This window comes from Sulfodiicoccus acidiphilus, assembly GCF_003967175.1.
Taxonomy (GTDB): Archaea; Thermoproteota; Thermoprotei_A; order Sulfolobales; family Sulfolobaceae; genus Sulfodiicoccus; species Sulfodiicoccus acidiphilus.
This window is the reverse complement of record NZ_AP018553.1, coordinates 870,506-887,412: the sequence shown is the minus strand read 5'-3', so window position 1 is coordinate 887,412 and position 16,907 is coordinate 870,506. Positions and strand designations below refer to the sequence as shown.

General features: G+C 54.9%; 14 protein-coding genes, 2 rRNA genes and 1 pseudogene. 12 read left to right on the top strand and 5 right to left on the bottom strand.

Features of this window, described 5'->3' with window-relative positions; genetic code table 11:
* Nucleotides 1-11 precede the first annotated feature (11 nt).
* Nucleotides 12-911 carry a MarR family transcriptional regulator gene (locus HS1genome_RS04715; protein ID WP_126449823.1) on the top strand — a complete coding sequence of 300 codons (900 nt, stop codon included), beginning with the start codon at nt 12-14 and terminating at the stop codon, nt 909-911.
* On the opposite strand, the pseudogene glnA reads toward HS1genome_RS04715, so the two are convergent.
* The 3 genes and pseudogenes from glnA to HS1genome_RS04700 all read right to left on the bottom strand — a co-directional run bounded on the left by glnA (nt 900) and on the right by HS1genome_RS04700 (nt 3,446).
* Nucleotides 900-2,314, bottom strand: a pseudogene (gene glnA, locus HS1genome_RS04710) (type I glutamate--ammonia ligase). The gene HS1genome_RS04715 and the pseudogene glnA sit on opposite strands and share 12 nt — an antisense overlap.
* A gap of 124 nt (nt 2,315-2,438) precedes the next feature.
* Nucleotides 2,439-3,041: an ATP-binding cassette domain-containing protein gene (locus HS1genome_RS04705; protein ID WP_126449822.1), complete on the bottom strand. Its 603-nt coding sequence runs from the start codon at nt 3,039-3,041 to the stop codon at nt 2,439-2,441.
* A gap of 6 nt (nt 3,042-3,047) precedes the next feature.
* Nucleotides 3,048-3,446, bottom strand: coding sequence for a thioredoxin family protein (locus HS1genome_RS04700; protein ID WP_126449821.1), 399 nt, complete (start codon nt 3,444-3,446; stop codon nt 3,048-3,050).
* Nucleotides 3,447-3,949: 503 nt separating this feature from the next.
* Between HS1genome_RS04700 and HS1genome_RS04695 the strand changes: the two genes are divergently transcribed.
* Genes HS1genome_RS04695 through HS1genome_RS04680 form a run of 4 tightly spaced genes read left to right on the top strand, consistent with a single transcriptional unit; the run spans nt 3,950 to nt 7,316 of the window.
* Nucleotides 3,950-4,822, top strand: a complete 873-nt coding sequence (locus HS1genome_RS04695; RefSeq protein ID WP_126449820.1) for a beta-ribofuranosylaminobenzene 5'-phosphate synthase family protein — start codon at nt 3,950-3,952, stop codon at nt 4,820-4,822.
* A complete protein-coding gene (locus HS1genome_RS04690; RefSeq protein ID WP_232018791.1) occupies nt 4,801-5,808 on the top strand; it encodes an RsmB/NOP family class I SAM-dependent RNA methyltransferase in 1,008 nt (335 codons plus the stop codon). The genes HS1genome_RS04695 and HS1genome_RS04690 overlap by 22 nt, the downstream gene beginning before the upstream one ends.
* Nucleotides 5,809-5,842: 34 nt before the next feature.
* A complete protein-coding gene (locus HS1genome_RS04685) occupies nt 5,843-6,349 on the top strand; it encodes a gamma carbonic anhydrase family protein (RefSeq protein WP_126449819.1) in 507 nt (168 codons plus the stop codon).
* Nucleotides 6,342-7,316, top strand: coding sequence for a radical SAM/SPASM domain-containing protein (locus HS1genome_RS04680; RefSeq protein ID WP_126449818.1), 975 nt, complete (start codon nt 6,342-6,344; stop codon nt 7,314-7,316). Before HS1genome_RS04685 ends, HS1genome_RS04680 begins: the two co-directional genes overlap by 8 nt.
* Before the next feature lie 35 nt (nt 7,317-7,351).
* On the opposite strand, the gene xerA is transcribed toward HS1genome_RS04680, so the two are convergent.
* Complete coding sequence (gene xerA / locus HS1genome_RS04675) at nt 7,352-8,170, bottom strand: site-specific tyrosine recombinase/integron integrase (protein ID WP_126449817.1); 819 nt, start codon at nt 8,168-8,170, stop codon at nt 7,352-7,354.
* Nucleotides 8,171-8,221: 51 nt separating this feature from the next.
* On the opposite strand from xerA, the gene HS1genome_RS12315 reads away from it, so the two are divergent.
* From HS1genome_RS12315 to HS1genome_RS04660, 4 genes are all read left to right on the top strand, one after another.
* Nucleotides 8,222-9,130 carry an ornithine cyclodeaminase family protein gene (locus tag HS1genome_RS12315; RefSeq protein WP_179950432.1) on the top strand — a complete coding sequence of 303 codons (909 nt, stop codon included), beginning with the start codon at nt 8,222-8,224 and terminating at the stop codon, nt 9,128-9,130.
* Nucleotides 9,131-9,682, top strand: coding sequence for a cob(I)yrinic acid a,c-diamide adenosyltransferase (locus HS1genome_RS12310; RefSeq protein ID WP_179950431.1), 552 nt, complete (start codon nt 9,131-9,133; stop codon nt 9,680-9,682). It begins immediately after the preceding gene.
* 241 nt (nt 9,683-9,923) lie between these two features.
* A 16S ribosomal RNA gene (locus HS1genome_RS04665) occupies nt 9,924-11,415 on the top strand.
* Between the two features lie 172 nt (nt 11,416-11,587).
* Nucleotides 11,588-14,624 (top strand): 23S ribosomal RNA (locus tag HS1genome_RS04660).
* The 16S and 23S rRNA genes sit together here, the layout of an rRNA operon.
* A 436-nt stretch (nt 14,625-15,060) precedes the next feature.
* Here HS1genome_RS04660 and HS1genome_RS04655 read toward each other — a convergent pair.
* Nucleotides 15,061-15,402, bottom strand: coding sequence for a hypothetical protein (locus HS1genome_RS04655; RefSeq protein WP_126449816.1), 342 nt, complete (start codon nt 15,400-15,402; stop codon nt 15,061-15,063).
* A 52-nt stretch (nt 15,403-15,454) separates the two neighbouring features.
* Between HS1genome_RS04655 and HS1genome_RS11985 the strand changes: the two genes are divergently transcribed.
* The 3 genes from HS1genome_RS11985 to cdvB1/B2 all read left to right on the top strand — a co-directional run bounded on the left by HS1genome_RS11985 (nt 15,455) and on the right by cdvB1/B2 (nt 16,882).
* Complete coding sequence (locus HS1genome_RS11985) at nt 15,455-15,613, top strand: hypothetical protein (RefSeq protein WP_158613719.1); 159 nt, start codon at nt 15,455-15,457, stop codon at nt 15,611-15,613.
* Nucleotides 15,610-16,137, top strand: a complete 528-nt coding sequence (locus HS1genome_RS04650; RefSeq protein ID WP_126449815.1) for an adenylate kinase family protein — start codon at nt 15,610-15,612, stop codon at nt 16,135-16,137. The genes HS1genome_RS11985 and HS1genome_RS04650 overlap by 4 nt, the downstream gene beginning before the upstream one ends.
* Nucleotides 16,138-16,243: 106 nt before the next feature.
* The gene (cdvB1/B2, locus tag HS1genome_RS04645) at nt 16,244-16,882 is read left to right on the top strand and encodes a cell division protein CdvB1/B2 (RefSeq protein ID WP_126449814.1); all 639 of its coding nucleotides are present in this window, start codon (nt 16,244-16,246) and stop codon (nt 16,880-16,882) included.
* Nucleotides 16,883-16,907 lie beyond the last annotated feature (25 nt).

The following is a 16,907-nucleotide window of genomic DNA, read 5'->3' as shown; positions in this document are numbered from 1 at the left end:
ATATTTAACTCATGAGTGCTAGGGACAGGCTGCTCGATGTACTGAGCAAGCTCATTGATGTGAGGCAGACTGACCTCCCTAGACTCGCTGGCCTATCCAAGAGCCGGGTATCCGAAGTTCTGAAGGAACTGGAGAAGGAGGGGAGAGTTGTAAGGGCCAAGGGACCTGGCAATACCAGGAGAGTTAGATTGGCTAAGGTGTTACGTATAGGGATCATAAGAGCCGCGGAGTATCCCTTTGTCCTTCCCTTTATTAAGATCTTGAAGGAGAAAGGCCTGCTCGCAGATCTAAGGTTCTATCGTAATGGTGTCGAACTCACGCTAGACTTGGCTCTAGGGAAGTTGGAGGTAGGTTTTTCCCCCTATATTACTCAACTCATATTGTCGACTGTCTTCCCTAACATAAAGCTCGTAGCTGGCGCCGCACATGGAGGTGGCGCACTAGTTGGGCGTGGCGATCCGATTGGTTCCACTTCGCTTTCGAGCATGGAGCTGTGGACCTTCTTGGCGGGAAAGGAGGCGGTGATCCCTGCGAAGAGCGCAGAGGAGCTAGAGAGGATGCTGTTGACAGGTACGGTAGGTGCAGTAGCGCTATGGGAACCCTTCGTCACGAAGCTAAAGCGAATGGGCTACACCGTTGAACCCTTCGAGTTAATGCCTTGTTGCACCATGGCCGTAAGTTCGACTGTGGACAGCGATGACGTGAAGAAGATCTACGAGAAAGCCATGGACTCCTTCAAGTCAAGTAAAGAGAGGTGGTTGTCTCCGTACGCCGAGGTTCTCGGGGAGGACTACTCGCTGATCGCTGAAGCCGTGAGTAATTACGTGTTCGATCCGTACTTAGATGAGAGGGGGCTTAGAAATAAGCTTAGGACTGCTCGCTTCTACGTGCCTGGTTTGCTAGGAGTCTAGGTAGTAGTACATTTCCACTGGGTGGGGATACTGTGCCACAGCCCTGGCCTCGTCCCTCTTCATGGATATGTATGTGTCTAAGATCGATGAGTTGAAAACCGGCTTTAAGAACTCTAAGTCGCTCTCCAGCTCGTCTAGAGCTTCATCCAGTGACCTTGGCAACTCTCTTATGTCCAACTGTTTCCGCCTCTCGGGCGTGAGGTGGTATATGTTCTCGTCTACCGGATCCCCTGGGTCCATTTTCTTGTTCACTCCGTCTAGGGCGGCCATAAGGATTGCAGAGAAGGCCAAATATGGATTAGTGGAAGGATCTGGCGCCCTATATTCGATCCTCTTCGCTACCTCCATACCTCTATAGTAAGAGGGCACTCTGATCACTGCACTCCTGTTTCCCTTACTCCAAGCTAAGTAAACTGGGGCTTCGAAACCTGGTATTAGCCTCCTGTAGCTGTTAGTAGTTGGTGACACAATTGCAGAAAGGGCCCTAGCATGATGCAAGAGTCCTCCAACCACGTACCTACCAGTCTGACTCAGCTCCGCATATTCATCGGACGGGTCATACATAAGGTTCTTACTTCCGTCAGCCGTCCAGAGGCTGAAGTGGGTGTGCATTCCTGTTCCGTTGTCTCCAAACATAGGCTTAGGCATGAAAGTCATTACTAGCCCCTTGTTCGCTGCCACGTTCTTCCCAACATACTTCAGGGTTTGAACTTTGTCCGCTGTATCTACGAGCGTTGAGAACCTGAAGTCTATTTCACCCTGTCCTGCGGTTGCCACCTCATGATGAGTCGCCTCTATCTCGAAGCCGAAGAACTTCGTTAGGGTCTCCACGATCTCCAACCTCACATCCATCAATTGATCCACCGGGGGAGCGGGATAGTATCCCTCTTTGAACCTTATGAGGAAGTTCCCTGTTTTCTCCCAAGGCGCTTCCCTAGCCTTTATTTTGTATCCCGTTCCACTGCTTGGGGTAGAGACGTCTATTTCAACTTTATCGAAAAGAAAGAACTCCAACTCCGGTCCGAAATAACTCTTTAACCCTCTCTGTTCCTGGAACGTCTCCGCAGCCTCGGCCACACCCCGCGGGTCTCTTTCGAATCTACCCTGCCTGCCCCCCAAAACACCTGGTTCAAAACCCTCGCCACTCCCTTGTTCCAAGGAAGTAGGGCAGTGGTCTCTGGAACAGGTCTGAGGACCATGTCGCTCTCGTAGATCGTGGTGAACCCCCTTATACTACTCCCGTCCAACTTGCCGAATCCTGTCTTGAAGCTCTCTTCTGTCAACTCTTTGGCGGGTATAGTTATGTGATGAAGCCTGCCTGGAAGGTCCGTGAACTGTAAGTCTAACCACTCGATCTGATTTTCACGGACCAGCTTCAGGGATTTTTCTATCGTACTATTCATAGGTTAAGCCCAGTTAATACATATCATAAAAGCGTGATCCACGTATGTTCTAAACAATGTTTAATCCAATGCTTAAAATCTATCATTTGTTTTTGGAGAAGTGGAAATGAGCGCTACACGTAAATTAAAACTTTCTCACTGTTTTGCCCGAGCTTACGAGATAGAGTCTCTCAGCCTCCCTAGCAAGCTCCTCTACGTGAGTTGTGAAGACGACGTCCACTTTCCTTGCCCTGCATGCCCTCTTGAACTCGTTGACGACCTTGGAACTCTCATGTAAGTTAGTAAAGACCTCGTCTACTAAGATTCCTCTGTTTCCAGAGAGGAGAGCTGTGGCTAGGCTTACCCTGATCTTGTTTCCTAAGCTCAGCTTACCTACTCTTCCCTTCACGGGGACTCCCAGGATCTCTGCCACTTCTTTAACTTCCTCGTCGCTGACTTCTCTTTTTCGCAACTTGGCCCCAAATCTAAGGTGGTCCCAGACTTCCAAGTGCGGTATGAAGGTGTTAGAATCTACGTAAACTAGCCTTCGTCTCTCTGGAGGCTCGCGTATCACGTCCACTCCATCCACTTTAAGTTCTCCGTTGGCTTCTCTGAATCCTGCCATGGTAAGTAGAAGGGTGGTCTTACCTGCACCGTTGGGCCCCACTACCCCTGTGAAACCTTCAGCTTGGAGGTCAGCATCGAGTGAGAATTTCCCCAACTGGACCTTGAAACGGGCCTCTATCAAACGATCTCACTCATCGGATTGCTTTCCCAGAGCTGCCCTTACTACCTCTTCTAACCTCGCTTCGTCGATAGCCCCTTCTTCTCTCCAGACCAAATTTCCCTTCACGAAAACTAGAGTTGTGGGCAACTCATTTACTTGATACTCTCTGACTAACTCCCTCTCCTCGTCCACATCGATCTTGTAGAAACCCGCTTCTCCTAGCTTATTTGACACCCTAGCCAGGGACGGTTCATATAGCTTACACGGGGCGCACCACTTCGCCAAGAAGGCTAGCACTGTTACACCTCCTTCTAGCACTGACTTTATGGTCTCCTCAGTAGCAGACTCAATTGGCTTTCCCTCTTGCAGCTGTTCGTACTTAATCCTCAAGGCCTCGGCCAGTTCACTCAGCTCGGCTTCGCTCAAGGTACCTCACCAGCTTAGTATTTCAATTGACTTATATAGATGTTAGGCAGAACCTGGACTGTAGGACGTCCCCGTGTATAAAGTGTGTTTCGATAATAAAGCAGTGTAAATCTAGGCTAATTTCAGCGCCCAAAGGCCCAAGTGGAGCGTTAAGTTGGGACTTACATTAACTTAACGGGGGTTGAGGGGACGGAAGTCCCCTTCCGTGGGGACGGACAGCCCCCTTATGTAAACCTCTTTACGGTTGTCAAAATACTATTTCTACGACCTCTACTGTGAGAGCTGGGTCGCACCCTCTGGACTGGGGGAACTCACGCCCGTGGAGAGGAAACCCTCCGCGACCCCCCTTCCACGATTTTCACAGAAAGGTTCCACTGAACCTCCGCTACGGAAGGGGATCTAGGTCCCTCCGGGAAGCAGGAAGTCTCCATCGTGAGGCGGGGATGCCCCGTCCATGAGGGCGGGGTAGTTCACATATTACTTCAGCTGCCGAAGTAAGCGCGATGCTCAAGGTTGTGGGGATCTCTAGGCTGCACGTGACACTCTTAGACCTAGAGGGAAAGTGGGGTAGGTTAGATGGCGGAGTGGGAATAGCGTTAGAGAGACCCCGTGTGGTGGTTAGGATTGGGGAGTGTGCTCCACCTATACAGCCGCCCTTCCAAGTTCCAGGTGTCTGCTTGGACGAAGACTATGAGCCTCATGTGGGTCTGGGCCACACAACTCAGCTAGCCTTGGCAGTTGCTAAGGCCTCAGCTGAATTCAACGGTGTGCCGATGGACTCAGTTAGATTGGCAAGACTAGTAGGTAGGGGTTCTACCTCTGGAGTTGGGGTGCATGCTTTCCAATGGGGAGGTATGGTGCTGGACGGTGGACACTCCGTCAAGGTGAAGCCCACTCCATCCCCCTCAGACTATAGCTCAGCTCCTCCTCCACCTTTGCTCGCTAGGTTTCGTTTCCCTTGGAAGCTTTACGTTAATATCCCGAGCCGGGGAAGGAGGATATTCGGAGAGGAGGAGAGAGCGGCGTTTAGGGCCAGGGTTGAGGGAACCGCTGAGCTGGCTAGAGTTGTACTTATGGGACTGCTACCTTCAGTTGTAGAGGAAGACGTAGAGGAAGCTCTGAGGTCCATAGATGCTATACAATCCTTGGGTTTCAAGCGTGTTGAGTGGCTCCTCCAGAGTGAGGAGGTGAGGAGCCTAGCCAGCTCTATGAGGACACGGGGCTTTTACGTGGGACTATCTTCTTTCGGTCCCGCGATCTATACTTTTCTCTCTAGTGAGAGGGAGGGCAGAGAGTTGATTTCGACCTTCGGGGGATTTGTAACAGAACCTAACAACAGAGGTGCTAAGGTAGAGTGGAGTACGACCAATTCGTGATGGATGAGCTTAGGAGGGTTTATGGTTCCCAACTGGAGGATTTCCTGAGGGAAATCAAGACACCACCCCCTAGGTTCTACCTTAGGGTAAACACGAGGCTCTCCGACCCAGAGAAGCTGGCGAGGGAATTGGGGGCGGAGCTCGACGATGAGTTAGAGGAGGCCATCTACTTTCAGGTCAAGTGTTCCGGCTCTCTGCCTCTCAGGAGGGACATCGTAATCGTTGACGGCCCAACTGCTGAGAGCGTCATGCAGGGAGCTCACGTCTACTCTGCGGGCGTAATCGAGGTTAGGGCAAAGTCACGTTACGTCTCCGTAGTCGGACCAGGAGGTGTGGTGGTGGGAGAGGGAGAATTGAGGGGACCACCTGGACCTGTAGTCGAGGTAAAGAAATCGCTCTGCGATGTTCCGTCTTTGCGGGAGACACGGTGGTTCTCCGACGGGCTCATTTACGTGCAGGGAAAGCCTTCTCAGTTCGTGGCGCACGTGTTGGACCCTAGGCCAGGGGAGCTGATTGTAGACGCAACCGCGGCCCCCGGTGGTAAGCTCACACACATTCTTCAGTTGGAGCCCCACGCTAGGGTCATAGGTATAGATAGGACTCAGTCTAAACTCAACAAGGTGATGGAAGCTCTGGCTAGACTGAGACTTGAGGCGACGCTCCTCAGATACGACTCCCGCTACCTTTGGGAGACAGGCCTCAGGGGGGTGGACAAGCTTCTAGTCGACCCACCGTGCTCGGCTTTAGGACTGAGACCCAAGCTATACGATAAGAAGGACGGGGTCCAGCTCCTGAGACTGCACAACTATCAGAGGCAGTTCATTGAAGCTGCTTACAGAGTTCTCAGACCTGGTGGCGAACTAGTTTACTCCACCTGCACAGTAACTATGTTAGAGAACGAGGAAGTCATCGACGATCCTCGATTCGAAATTGAGTATCTACTACGCTTTCATCCACAGACTCACGGAACCGGGGGTTCTTCATAGCAAAATTAAAGAAAAGGACTTAGTAACGTTACCTATGCCACTAGAACCTTTCCTAGGGAAGATGCCGAGGGTCAGGGACGCTTATGTTCACCCCACTGCCTATCTAGTGGGGGATGTTGAGGTGGATGAACGAAGCAGCGTATGGCATCACGCAGTGCTTCGAGGAGACAACGACTCCATATACATGGGAAGAGAGAGCAACGTGCAGGAGAGTTCAACTGTTCACACAGACAGAGGCTTCAGGGTCTACATAGGAGACAGGGTGTCGATAGGACATAACGCCGTGATTCACGGGGCTCACGTCTCCTCTAACGTCATAGTGGGAATGGGTGCCATCCTCCTCAACGGGAGTAAGGTAGGGGAATATTCCATAATTGGAGCTGGAGCACTTATCCCCGAGGGAAAGGAGGTGCCGGCCTACAGCGTCGCCCTAGGGGTTCCCGCGAAGGTGGTCAGGAAAGTCAATGAAAAGGACGTGAAGGCCATAGAGGAGAACGCACTCGACTACGTAAGGCTAATAGAGAGGATGAAGAATGAATAGAGACCTAAAGGCACTATCTTGGTTCCTAAGGACTCAGCTCTTAGGGGATAACTTCAGGCCAGCGTATGCCACTTTCAAGGTCACCTCAAGGTGCAATTTGCGCTGCACGTTCTGTAGTCCAAGCTACTACGATGGTTCCCTCGGAGAGGCCGACACCGAGACTGTGAAACGGATAATAGATAACATCAGGAGATCCTCAATTGTTGTCATCTCGTTCGAAGGAGGTGAGCCTACAACCCGTAGGGACATCCTGGAACTGCTTAGGTATGCCCACGACGGCTCCCTCTATGTGATGCTCACCACGAACGGCTACAGAATGTCGGACGAGACGTTCCTCTCCAAGGTCGGAGAGGTTGTAGACTTTGTGCACTACTCCATTGATGAATATCATTGGAACGTGAAGGCGTTGGAGGACCTCTGCAAGTTGAGGCAGTACGGATTAAAGGTCAACGTGCAGACTGTCGTGACGAAACACAACCTGAACAGGCTAGAGGATAAAGTGAAAGCAGTACAGAGGTGCCGGTACAAGTTGTTGGTACTTCCAGCTGTAGACTACCCTACCTCTAAGGTTAAGTTAGCTCCGGATCCAATGGAATTATACAAGGTTCTTAGCGACTTGAAGAGAAGGTACGGATCTGTCCTCAACAACTCGTGGGGATTCATAGAGGCCCTAGTGGCGAAGCGGAGGCCCAAAAGACTGACCAGCTATTCTATAACTATCTATCCCAACGGAGATCTTCCTTATCCAGACGACATGGAGGGAGTAGTGGTGGGGAACCTGAGTAGAGAGCGTTTAGAGAGTATAATGTCTAGCTCAACTGTGAAGGACCTCCAATCCAAGATGTTGCTGGATGCAGCCAGGTTTGAGTACCTTCACCTTCAGACATCCATGTTCAATGATATAAGAGACCTAGCCCATTACGTGTGGGAGATGGGTAGGTGGAGGTTCACCGGTAGGTCCTTCTGAGTAGGTCCTCTTAAGATTCGGCCTCTTTCTATGCATCAGCTCTGACTCTCAGCGAAAGACTTCCTGTATGCCTCCTCCAGGTCCCTGTTCACCAAATGGAGGTAAACCTGTGTTGTCTTTATGTCCCTGTGTCCCATTATGGCCTGGAGCGCCGGGAGGGGCATGGCTTTCCTGACAGCGTTGGTGGCGAAGGTGTGCCTCAACAGGTGCGGCCTTAGCTCTACTCCAGCCCTCCTTCCTAGCTCCCTCAACCTCTTATACAGCCCTTGGTAGCTTAAGTCGAAGAGCCTCCCCTTACACCTCTTCAAGTGATCCTCGAGGAGACTCTTGGTCTTTTCTGTGAAGAATACCACCCTCTCCTCACCGTTCTTAGTCTCCCTCACTCTTATCGTCATTCCCCTCAAGTCGATATCCTCCCTAGTGAGGGAGAGAAGCTCCTTGGCCCTGAGGCCGGTATCCAGGAGGAGGTTAAGTACGACAGCGTCTTCCCCCTTAGCAATAGCCCTCAACCTTTCTATTTCCTCAGGCGTCAACGCCCTCACCTTCCTAGGCCTGCTCCTCGGGACTGGAGGCCTCACGTCTACTGACGCCCAACCGAGGAATCTCCTTACAGCGATGACGTAATATCTTATCGTGCTAGATCTCCCCCCTCTCTTTACCATCTCGGCCATCCACGCGTTGACGTCCGCTTGGGTCACCTTCTCGACCTCCTTCCCAACGAACTCGAGGAACTCCCTAACAGCGGTGGAGTAGAGCTTCACAGTGTTCTCTGAGGCCCCAGCCGCCCGTAACGCCTCTATGAAGGCAGAGAGGGGCTCTACTCCTCGAGGACAGCTCCCTAGCTGCAGCTTCACATACCCTTCTTTTTACACTACGCCTAAAAGGGACGTCTGCTCAATGTTACTGTGCTTCTCATCAGCCCTAGGGACGTGGACCTGTTGATGACTCCTGAGTTGGCCGTAGAGGCGGCGAAGGTAGCCTTCTCGTGGTTGATAGACAAGCAGGTGGCACAGCCAAAGAGGCAGGTGTTCACTGTGGAGGGCAATTGGTGGGGATTGATGCACTCCTACGGTCCAGACGTTTTCGCCGTTAAACTTGTAAACGTTATAGAGGGAAATAAGTCTCGTGGACTCCCTACCATAAACGGCCTAGTTGTGCTGGCTTCCTCCAAGAATGGCCTTCCCCTCGCCGTTATAGACGGACCCACTCTCACGGCGTGGAGGACGGCTGCGGCTAGTGTCCTTTCCACGGAACTAGTAGTAGGAAGGAGTGTAGGTACGGTAGGCATAGTGGGGGCTGGCACTCAGGCTAGGTACCACTACGCGGTGGCCTCTGGATACCTCAAGGTAGACAAATTCCTCTTCACTGCCAGGACTAGCCACGTTAAACTAGCCTCAGAGTTAGGCGCAGATGCGGTAACGTTGGAGGAACTAATGAGACAGTCCAACGTCATCTACGCTGCCACCTCCTCCACTTCCCCGGTAGTCAGGGGTTCCTTACTTCGGGACGACTTTCACATCTCAAGCGTTGGCGCTCACACGCTTGATTCTAGGGAACTGGACGACGACGTGCTCAAGAGGGCGTCCACCGTCTTAGTGGATTCGATAGAGGCGGTAGAGGCAGAAAGCGGAGACTACTTGAAAGCGAGAGAACTGGGCAAACCGATCGTGGAGTTAGGAGCCCTTCTAAAGGGCCAGAGAGTTAGTAGGCCGACGGTGTTCAAGTCAGTAGGGGTGGCAGCACAGGATTTGGCGGCGGCCCTCCTCGTGTACGAGGAGGCTCTCCGAAGGAATATTGGTACAAAGGTGGACTAAGTGTGGTATACTGGTGCGGGCGACGGAGGGAGGACTAAGGTACCTTCGGCCGGAGAACTCTGGAAGGACGACGCGCTAGTCCAGGCCCTTGGGGACTTAGACGAGTTGAATTCTGTCTTGGGACTGGCGGCTTCAATTTACCCTAGGCTCAGGTCGTTCCTATTACCTATTCAATCGGAGATCCTAGCAATCTCCTCCGAGCTGGCCGGCTTTCCGTTGGGTTTCGGGGAGGACAGGGTAACAAGGTTGGAGCTCACTTTGAAGAAATTCGCTGACGAGGTGCCGGAGCTTAAGAACTTCGTCCTGCCAGGTGGGAACATCGGCGCGTCCACTCTACACTTAGCTAGGTCCGTGTGCAGGAGGGCAGAGAGGTCCCTAGTGAGGGTGACTAGGGAGGGTTCTCTTCAGGGAGTCTACGTGAAGTATCTAAACAGACTATCTTCTCTACTCTTTGTCATGGCTCTATGGGTCAACTTGAAGGAAGGCGTTGACGAAGTCATGTGGAGCGGTTCCTCGTGGAAAAAAGGGATACGGGAAGACAGTCGCTCTTAAACGTTTCGTTAATGAGGAGGTAGGTAAACCAAGTCCTCTCTACCTTCAGGTGAAGGAGTTCTAAGTCCGTACCATTACGAGGATAATTTTATATGGGGTTCGGTGCATAAGGTTATTTCGCCGATAGGCACCTTACAATCAAGGTTGCCGGCGATGTGAGGACGTAAGCTCCCCGCGGTGGTAACTGCGGAATTCTTACGTCTGATGGGGGAGGAATGGCCACGTGAGGGTTTCCCCACCAATTCCGGTTGATCCTGCCGGACCAGACCGCTATCGGAGTAGGGCTAAGCCATGGGAGTCTACACCTCCGGGTCAAGGAGGTGTGGCGTACGGCTGAGTAACACGTGGCTAACCTGCCCTCAGGACGGGAATAACCCCGGGAAACTGGGGATAATTCCCGATAGGTGAGGGGTACTGGAAGGTCCCCTCGCCGAAAGGCCCTTGGGCTACTGTCCAAGGGTGCCTCAGGATGGGGCTGCGGCCCATCAGGTAGTTGGAAGGGTAAAGGCCTTCCAAGCCTATAACGGGTAGGGGCCGTGAAAGCGGGAGCCTCCAGATGGGCACTGAGACAAGGGCCCAGGCCCTACGGGGTGCACCAGGCGCGAAACGTCCACAATGCGCGTTTGCGTGATGGCGCTACTCCGAGTGCCTCGTTAGAGGCTTTTCCCCACTCTAAAAAGGTGGGGGAATAAGCGGGGGGCAAGACTGGTGTCAGCCGCCGCGGTAATACCAGCTCCGCGAGTGGTCTGGGCTTTTATTGGGCCTAAAGCGCCCGTAGCCGGCCCGGTAAGTTCGTGTCTAAAGGCCGGGGCTCAACCTCGGAAATGGTGCGAATACTGCCGGGCTAGGGGGCGAGAGAGGCTGGGAGTACTCCTGGAGTAGGGGCGAAATCCGTAGATCCCAGGAGGACTACCAGTGGCGAAGGCGCCCAGCTAGAGCGCGCCCGACGGTGAGGGGCGAAAGCCGGGGCAGCAAACCGGATTAGATACCCGGGTAGTCCCGGCCGTAAACTATGCGGGCTATGTGTCAGGTGGGCTTGGAGTCCACCTGGTGCAACAGGGAAGTCCTTTAAGCCCGCCGCCTGGGGAGTACAGCCGCAAGGCCGAAACTTAAAGGAATTGGCGGGGGAGCACCACAAGGGGTGGAACCTGCGGCTCAATTGGAGTCAACACCTGGAATCTCACCGGGGGAGACCGCAGAATGACGGCCAGGCTGACGACCTTGCCAGACTCGCGGAGAGGAGGCGCATGGCCGTCGCCAGCTCGTGTTGTGAAATGTCCGGTTAAGTCCGGCAACGAGCGAGACCCCCACCCTTAGTTGCTACTCTGGTCTCCGGATCGGAGGCACACTAAGGGGACTGCCGGCGTTTAAGCCGGAGGAAGGAGGGGGCCACGGCAGGTCAGCATGCCCCGAAACTCCCGGGCCGCACGCGGGTTACAATGGCAGGGACAGCGGGAATCCAAACCCGAAAGGGGGAGGCAATCCCTTAAACCCTGCCTCAGTTGGGATCGAGGGCTGAAACTCGCCCTCGTGAACGAGGAATCCCTAGTAACCGCACGTCAACAACGTGCGGTGAATACGTCCCTGCTCCTTGCACACACCGCCCGTCGCTCCACCCGAGCGGGGGAGGGGTGAGGCTCCCTGCCTCGTGTGGGGAGTCGAACTTCTTTCCTGCAAGGGGGAGAAGTCGTAACAAGGTAGCCGTAGGGGAACCTGCGGCTGGATCACCTCACAGTGCTTCCCCATTGGGGAAACCCCGTGAAAGCCGTTCCTCCTCTAGTCTATGCAACCCCCCTTCGGGAGGGAGGAGGGTGAAGGGCTTAGAGCTGAGGCCTCTCGTTGAGGAGGTATAGGCTCTATGAGGCCGTGGTAAGCGTAGGGCTAAACAGCCGACTGGACTCAAGCCCAAGAGGGCACCAAGCCAGGCGGTGGATGGCTCGGCTCGGGGACCGAAGAAGGGCGCGGCAAGCGGCGAAACGCCTGGGTTAGGCGCAGGCGGCCGTCGACCCCAGGATTCCCGAATGGGACTTCCTGCCCGTATGGGCACTCCCGCGCAAGTGGGAGGGGGAACTCCCCGAACGGAAGCATCTTAGTAGGGGAAGGAAGAGAAATCAAGCGAGATTCCCTGAGTAGGGGCGACCGAAAGGGGAAGAGCCCAGACCGAACCCGGCTGCGATAAGTAGTCTGGGGATGTGGGGTAGTGGCGCGCTGTCGGGGGAAACCTGGACGTCCTAACTCTCCTAGTCGAACTCCCCTGGGATGGGGGGCCGAAGAGGGTGAAAGCCCCGTAGACGAAAGGAGAGTGGGCGTGACAGCGTACCGAGTACCATCCTCTGGTTTGAGGGTGGGAATCTAGGGGACACGTGCCTCTAAGGCTAAATATCTCCCGAGACCGATAGCGAACTAAGTACCGTGAGGGAAAGCTGAAAAGTAGCCCGGGAGGGCGGTGAAAAGTGCCTGAAACCGTCTGGCGATACAGGGCGAGGCTCGAAAGAGGTGAGGGCTCCGTAAGGAGGAGGGCGCGAGCCCTTAGTACGTGGGGGCCTGATCAGGGTTTCGCCTTTCGTCTTGAATCACGGGCCGGGGAGTTCACGTCAGTGGCGAGCTTAAGGGGTTCAACCCCGAAGGCGAAGGGAAACCGAATGCCCGCAACTCGGCGACGAGTGAGGGGCAGGGTCTGTCAGGGCCTCAAGTCACTGGCGTGAGGCTAGAAACCGGGCGATCTAGACCGGGGCAGGCCGAAACCAGGGGAAACCCTGGTGGAGGGCCGAATAGGGGTTCTGACGTGCAATTCGTTCCCCTGACCCTGGCCTAGGGGCAAAAGACCAATCTAGCCCGGTGATAGCTAGTTCCCTCCGAAATGCGTCTTAGCGCAGCCTCCCCTGAGGTTACTCGTGGGGTAGAGTTACTTATTGGGGCTTCGGATCGAAAGGTCCGGACTCCCAGTAAAACTCCGAACCTGCGAGCGCCGTAGAAGGGGGGAGTGGGTCACTCGGCGTAAGGTTGGGTGGCAAGAGGGGAACAACCCAGACTTGGGTTAAGGCCCCAAAGTGCCGGCTAAGTGCGTACAAGGGCGTCCGTAGCCACAGACAGCGGGAAGGTGGGCCCAGCAGCAGCCATCCTCTAAGGAGTGCGTAATAGCTCACCCGCCGAGGCTACGGGCCCTGCAGACTGGTCGGGGCTCAAGCCGGCCGCCGATACCCAAGGGTGGAGCTCCTTTGGAGCCCCATCGGTAGGAGGGCGCTACGGCGGAGCAGAAGGTGGGCCGTGAGGTCCACTGGATCCGTCGCAGGTGCAGATCCCGGCGGCAGTAACAGCGAAAGGGGGTGAGAATCCCCCTCGCCGGAAGGGCCAGGTTTTCCCGGCAACGGTCGTCGACCGGGAGTGAGCCGGTCCTAAGGCAACGCCCAATTGGCAGTTGCCGAAAGGGAAAGGGGTTAATATTCCCCTGCCACGGAGGTAGGTGCGGCAACGCAAGCTGTGCTCCTGACGGATGGGGGTAGGGAAACCGAGGTAACCGCCTCGGCCAAGTACTGAAGCCCCTGGAGTACCGTAATGGTGAGAAGGGGGCGAAGGTGCGATGGGCCTCCCGTATGGGGGGTTCTCCCGAACCCCGGTCCCCATGAAAAGGGAGTGCAGATCGATCCTCCGTGCCCGTACCAAGAACCGACACTGGTGCCCCTGGGTGAGAAGCCCAAGGCGTATGGGGGCTAACCCTGGCTAGGGAACTCGGCAAATTAGCCCCGTAACTTAGGGATAAGGGGTGCCTACCGCGGCGCGAAACGTCGCAGTAGGTCGCAGTGACAAGGGGGACCTGACTGTTTAATAAAAACATAGGTTCCCGCTAGCCCGTAAGGGTGTGTACGGGAGCTGAATCCTGGCCACTGGCGGTAAGTGAAATCCGGGTCCAACCGGACGAAGCTCCGCTAAAGGCCGGGGGTAACTCTGACCCTCTCAAGGTAGCCAAATGCCTTGCCGGGCAAGTTCCGGCGCGCATGAATGGATCAACGCGGTCCCCACTGTCCCAGCCAGGGGCCCCGTGAACGCCCAGAGTGGGTGCACAGTCCCGCAACCCCCCACACCGAGAGAAGACCCCGTGGAGCTTAACTGCAGCCTGGCGCTGTCGTTCGGTCGCCTGTGCGTAGAGTAGGTAGGAGGCGTCGAAGCCGTCCTTTCGGGGACGGTGGAGCCGAAAGTGAAACACTACCCACGGGTGTTCGAGCGACTTACCTCGCAGAGGGACAACGTCAGGTGGGCAGTTCGGCTGGGGCGGCACTCCCGCGAAAAGATAACACGGGAGCCCAAAGGTCGGCTCAGGCGGTACAGAACGCCGCCGTGGAGTGCAAGGGCAAAAGCCGGCTTGACGAGACCCTTCAAAGTACGGGGTCTCGGCGCGAAAGCGCGGCCTAGCGAACGCTCATGCCCCCACACGTGGGGGCTGGGCATGTCAGAAAAGTTACCCCGGGGATAACAAGGTCGTCGCGGGCGAGAGCTCCCATCGACCCCGCGGTTTGCTATATCGATGTCGGCTCTTCCCACCCTGGGGGTGCAGTAGCCCCCAAGGGTAGGGCTGCCCGCCCGTTAATGGGGAACGTGAGCTGGGTTTAGACCGTCGCGAGACAGGTCGGACTCTAAGGGTGGGGGGTGCCTACCACCTGAGGGGAAGGTACTCCTAGTACGAGAGGAACAGAGTACCGGGGCCTCTAGTCTACCGGTTGTCCGGTAGGGCAAAGCCGGGCAGCCACGCCCTGAGGGTTAACCGCTGAAAGCATCTAAGTGGGAAACCCTCCCCGAAAATAGGTGGTTCTGGTCTGGCGGGGCAACTCGTCGGGCCAGGGACCCTCCTCTAGAACAGGGGGTTGATGGGGCAGGGGTGTGCGCCGCGAGGGCGTCAGTCCGAGCGGTTAGCCCGCTGCTCCCAAACGGGTCAGCCCCCTTGGAGTGAGTCTAGGCGGCTGGGCCAAGCTACGCTTATCACGGCCAAATCCTCCCACGACCAAGCGCTTGTCGCATGTATACAGGGCTGGTGGACTGATGTGTTTGCTATCGGTTTGATTTGGGATTCACGGTTCGTTGCGGAATTCGTTTGATTTTCTATGGCTTGGTCAAAGCTGTGTAAACTAAGAAGGTGGGGCTCCATCCTGGAACCTCGGAAGTCCCGCAAGAGGGATGCCTAGGGCAGTTCCGGGCAGTCTCTTCCAATCGAATCGGGGGAAGGACAGTAGTGGGGCTAGCATCACTTATAGGATACGCCACGAAGGTAGATTGTTCTACAACTTCAGAGAAGTCGAGAAGTGCCGGGATCTTTAGTTTCATGCCTTAATTTTCAATAGTGGAAGCGTTCACGTACGTGGATCTCTCGTTAGGTGTAGCAGCTGTTAGAGGTACGTGTGTGTCGTATCTATGTCGTCCCTTCTAGCAACGTTCATTATCACTGGGTTTCCCCTGCTAAGCACTTGCACGGCGTATAGCGTAAGCAGCTTCAGCCTCCTCAGCTTCAGCCTCCTCAGGTCCTCCTCCACTTCCCTAAGTTTCCTCCCGAGTTCCCCTTCTACCTCTAGTTCCGCCCTCCTCCTGACGTCCATCAGCTCACGTTCCATCTCAGAGCACACTAGGGCTGCCTCATCTTCCTCTCTAGCCAACCTTATCAGGGCCTCGGCCGCCTCCACCACTTGGTTCTTGTTGAGCTTATCCACCACGTCCAAGAGCTCGGAGAACACCTGTTATACTTAGCTGAAGCCCTTAAAAGGTGAGCTAAGCAAAGAGGTCGACGTGAAGACGCTGGAACTGATCCTCTTCGTCGTTGGGCTCCTCTCCTTTCCCTACGGAATGAGGGAGTTATGGAACGAGTTCAGGGGAAGGACGAGGATGGTGCTATTGACGGTCTCGGTAGTCTTATTTGTGGCGGAGACCTTTTTCCTCCTCGTATGATATTAGTGGTGAGCGGCACTCCGGGGACTGGGAAGACCGCCGTGGCCACGGAGTTGGCCAAAAGGAGAAGGGCCGAGTACGTCTCCCTCTCCTCCTTCGTCGTCTCTCGAGGACTTTACACCTCCTTCGACCAGGGAAGCTTAAGCTATTTGGTGGACGAGGAGAGGACTAGAGCCGAGCTCTCTATGTACTTGCGTGGAAGGGACGCAGTGGTGGAGTCCATATATCCATCCATGGTGGAAGGGGACGAAGTCCTCGTCCTGAGGAGGCACCCGCTCCTAGTTTACAGGGACTTGTCGAACAGGGGGTGGCCGGAGAGTAAAGTGATGGAGAACGTAGAAGCCGAGGCCTTAGGAGTGGTTGAGGCCGAAGCTTGGGAGAGTTTTAGGAAGGTTTGTGTGGTCGATGGTAGTAATGTCACAGTACAGGAAGTAATAAGGCGTTTTGAGGAAGGAGAGTGCAGGAGCGTCGACTGGCTACAAGACCCTAGCGTGGTGGAACTCCTAGAGGTGACTAACAGATGAGCCTCTTTCCAAGAACGAAGGGGTCCTCCAGGTTTCCTGGGCGGCCTATCGGATATTACCGTGGGAACCCCCTTTTAAGTTCCGTGATATAAGATAGACATTGCGTATGTTGGGCAAGGATTTCCAGAGGTATTGGGCAGGAAGTGACGAACCTTCCCTCGGTGAGAGGGTCAGAGGGGCTTTCAAGAACAAGGAGCCCCTGAAGTATAGGCTGGTGCACGCTCAGTACAAGCTGAAGACCATGATAGGCAGATTGGAGACTCAGATATCTAGGATGCAAGAGAGGGACAGGGTGCTCTTCGAGAGGGTAGTGGAGGCGCAGATGAGCAAGGACAGTCAGAGGGCATCCATATACGCTAACGAGGTCGCCGAACTGCGGAAGATGTCTAAACAGCTCTTAGTCACACAGATCGCCCTAGAACAGGTGCAGTTGAGGCTAGAGACGATAGGTGAGTTCGCGGACGTCTTCGTGGGCCTAGGGCCGGTAGTGAGTGTGATAAATGAACTCAAGAACTCCATAAGGGGCATGATGCCCGAACTCTCCCTGGAGCTCTCGGAGTTGGGGGAGGGACTAAACGACGTCGTGTTGAGCGCGGGTGAGTTCACCGGCTCAGGGTACGGTTACGCTGTCTCGAGCCCCGAGGCTAGGCAGATATTGAGCGAGGCAACCGTGATAGCGGAACAACGCATGAAGGAGAAGTTCCCAGAACTCCCCCACTCCTCCACCCTCACTTCAAAACAGTGAATTTTTGGGGTTAAACCCCTCATAG

What these genes read in the sequence shown, in the direction of transcription:
- HS1genome_RS04650 (WP_126449815.1), top strand. Translation starts at nt 15,610, where the DNA reads ATGATATTAGTGGTGAGCGGCACTCCGGGGACTGGGAAGACCGCCGTG.
- cdvB1/B2 (WP_126449814.1), top strand. Translation starts at nt 16,244, where the DNA reads ATGTTGGGCAAGGATTTCCAGAGGTATTGGGCAGGAAGTGACGAACCT.
- HS1genome_RS04680 (WP_126449818.1), top strand. Translation starts at nt 6,342, where the DNA reads ATGAATAGAGACCTAAAGGCACTATCTTGGTTCCTAAGGACTCAGCTC.
- HS1genome_RS04685 (WP_126449819.1), top strand. Translation starts at nt 5,843, where the DNA reads ATGCCACTAGAACCTTTCCTAGGGAAGATGCCGAGGGTCAGGGACGCT.
- HS1genome_RS04695 (WP_126449820.1), top strand. Translation starts at nt 3,950, where the DNA reads ATGCTCAAGGTTGTGGGGATCTCTAGGCTGCACGTGACACTCTTAGAC.
- HS1genome_RS04715 (WP_126449823.1), top strand. Translation starts at nt 12, where the DNA reads ATGAGTGCTAGGGACAGGCTGCTCGATGTACTGAGCAAGCTCATTGAT.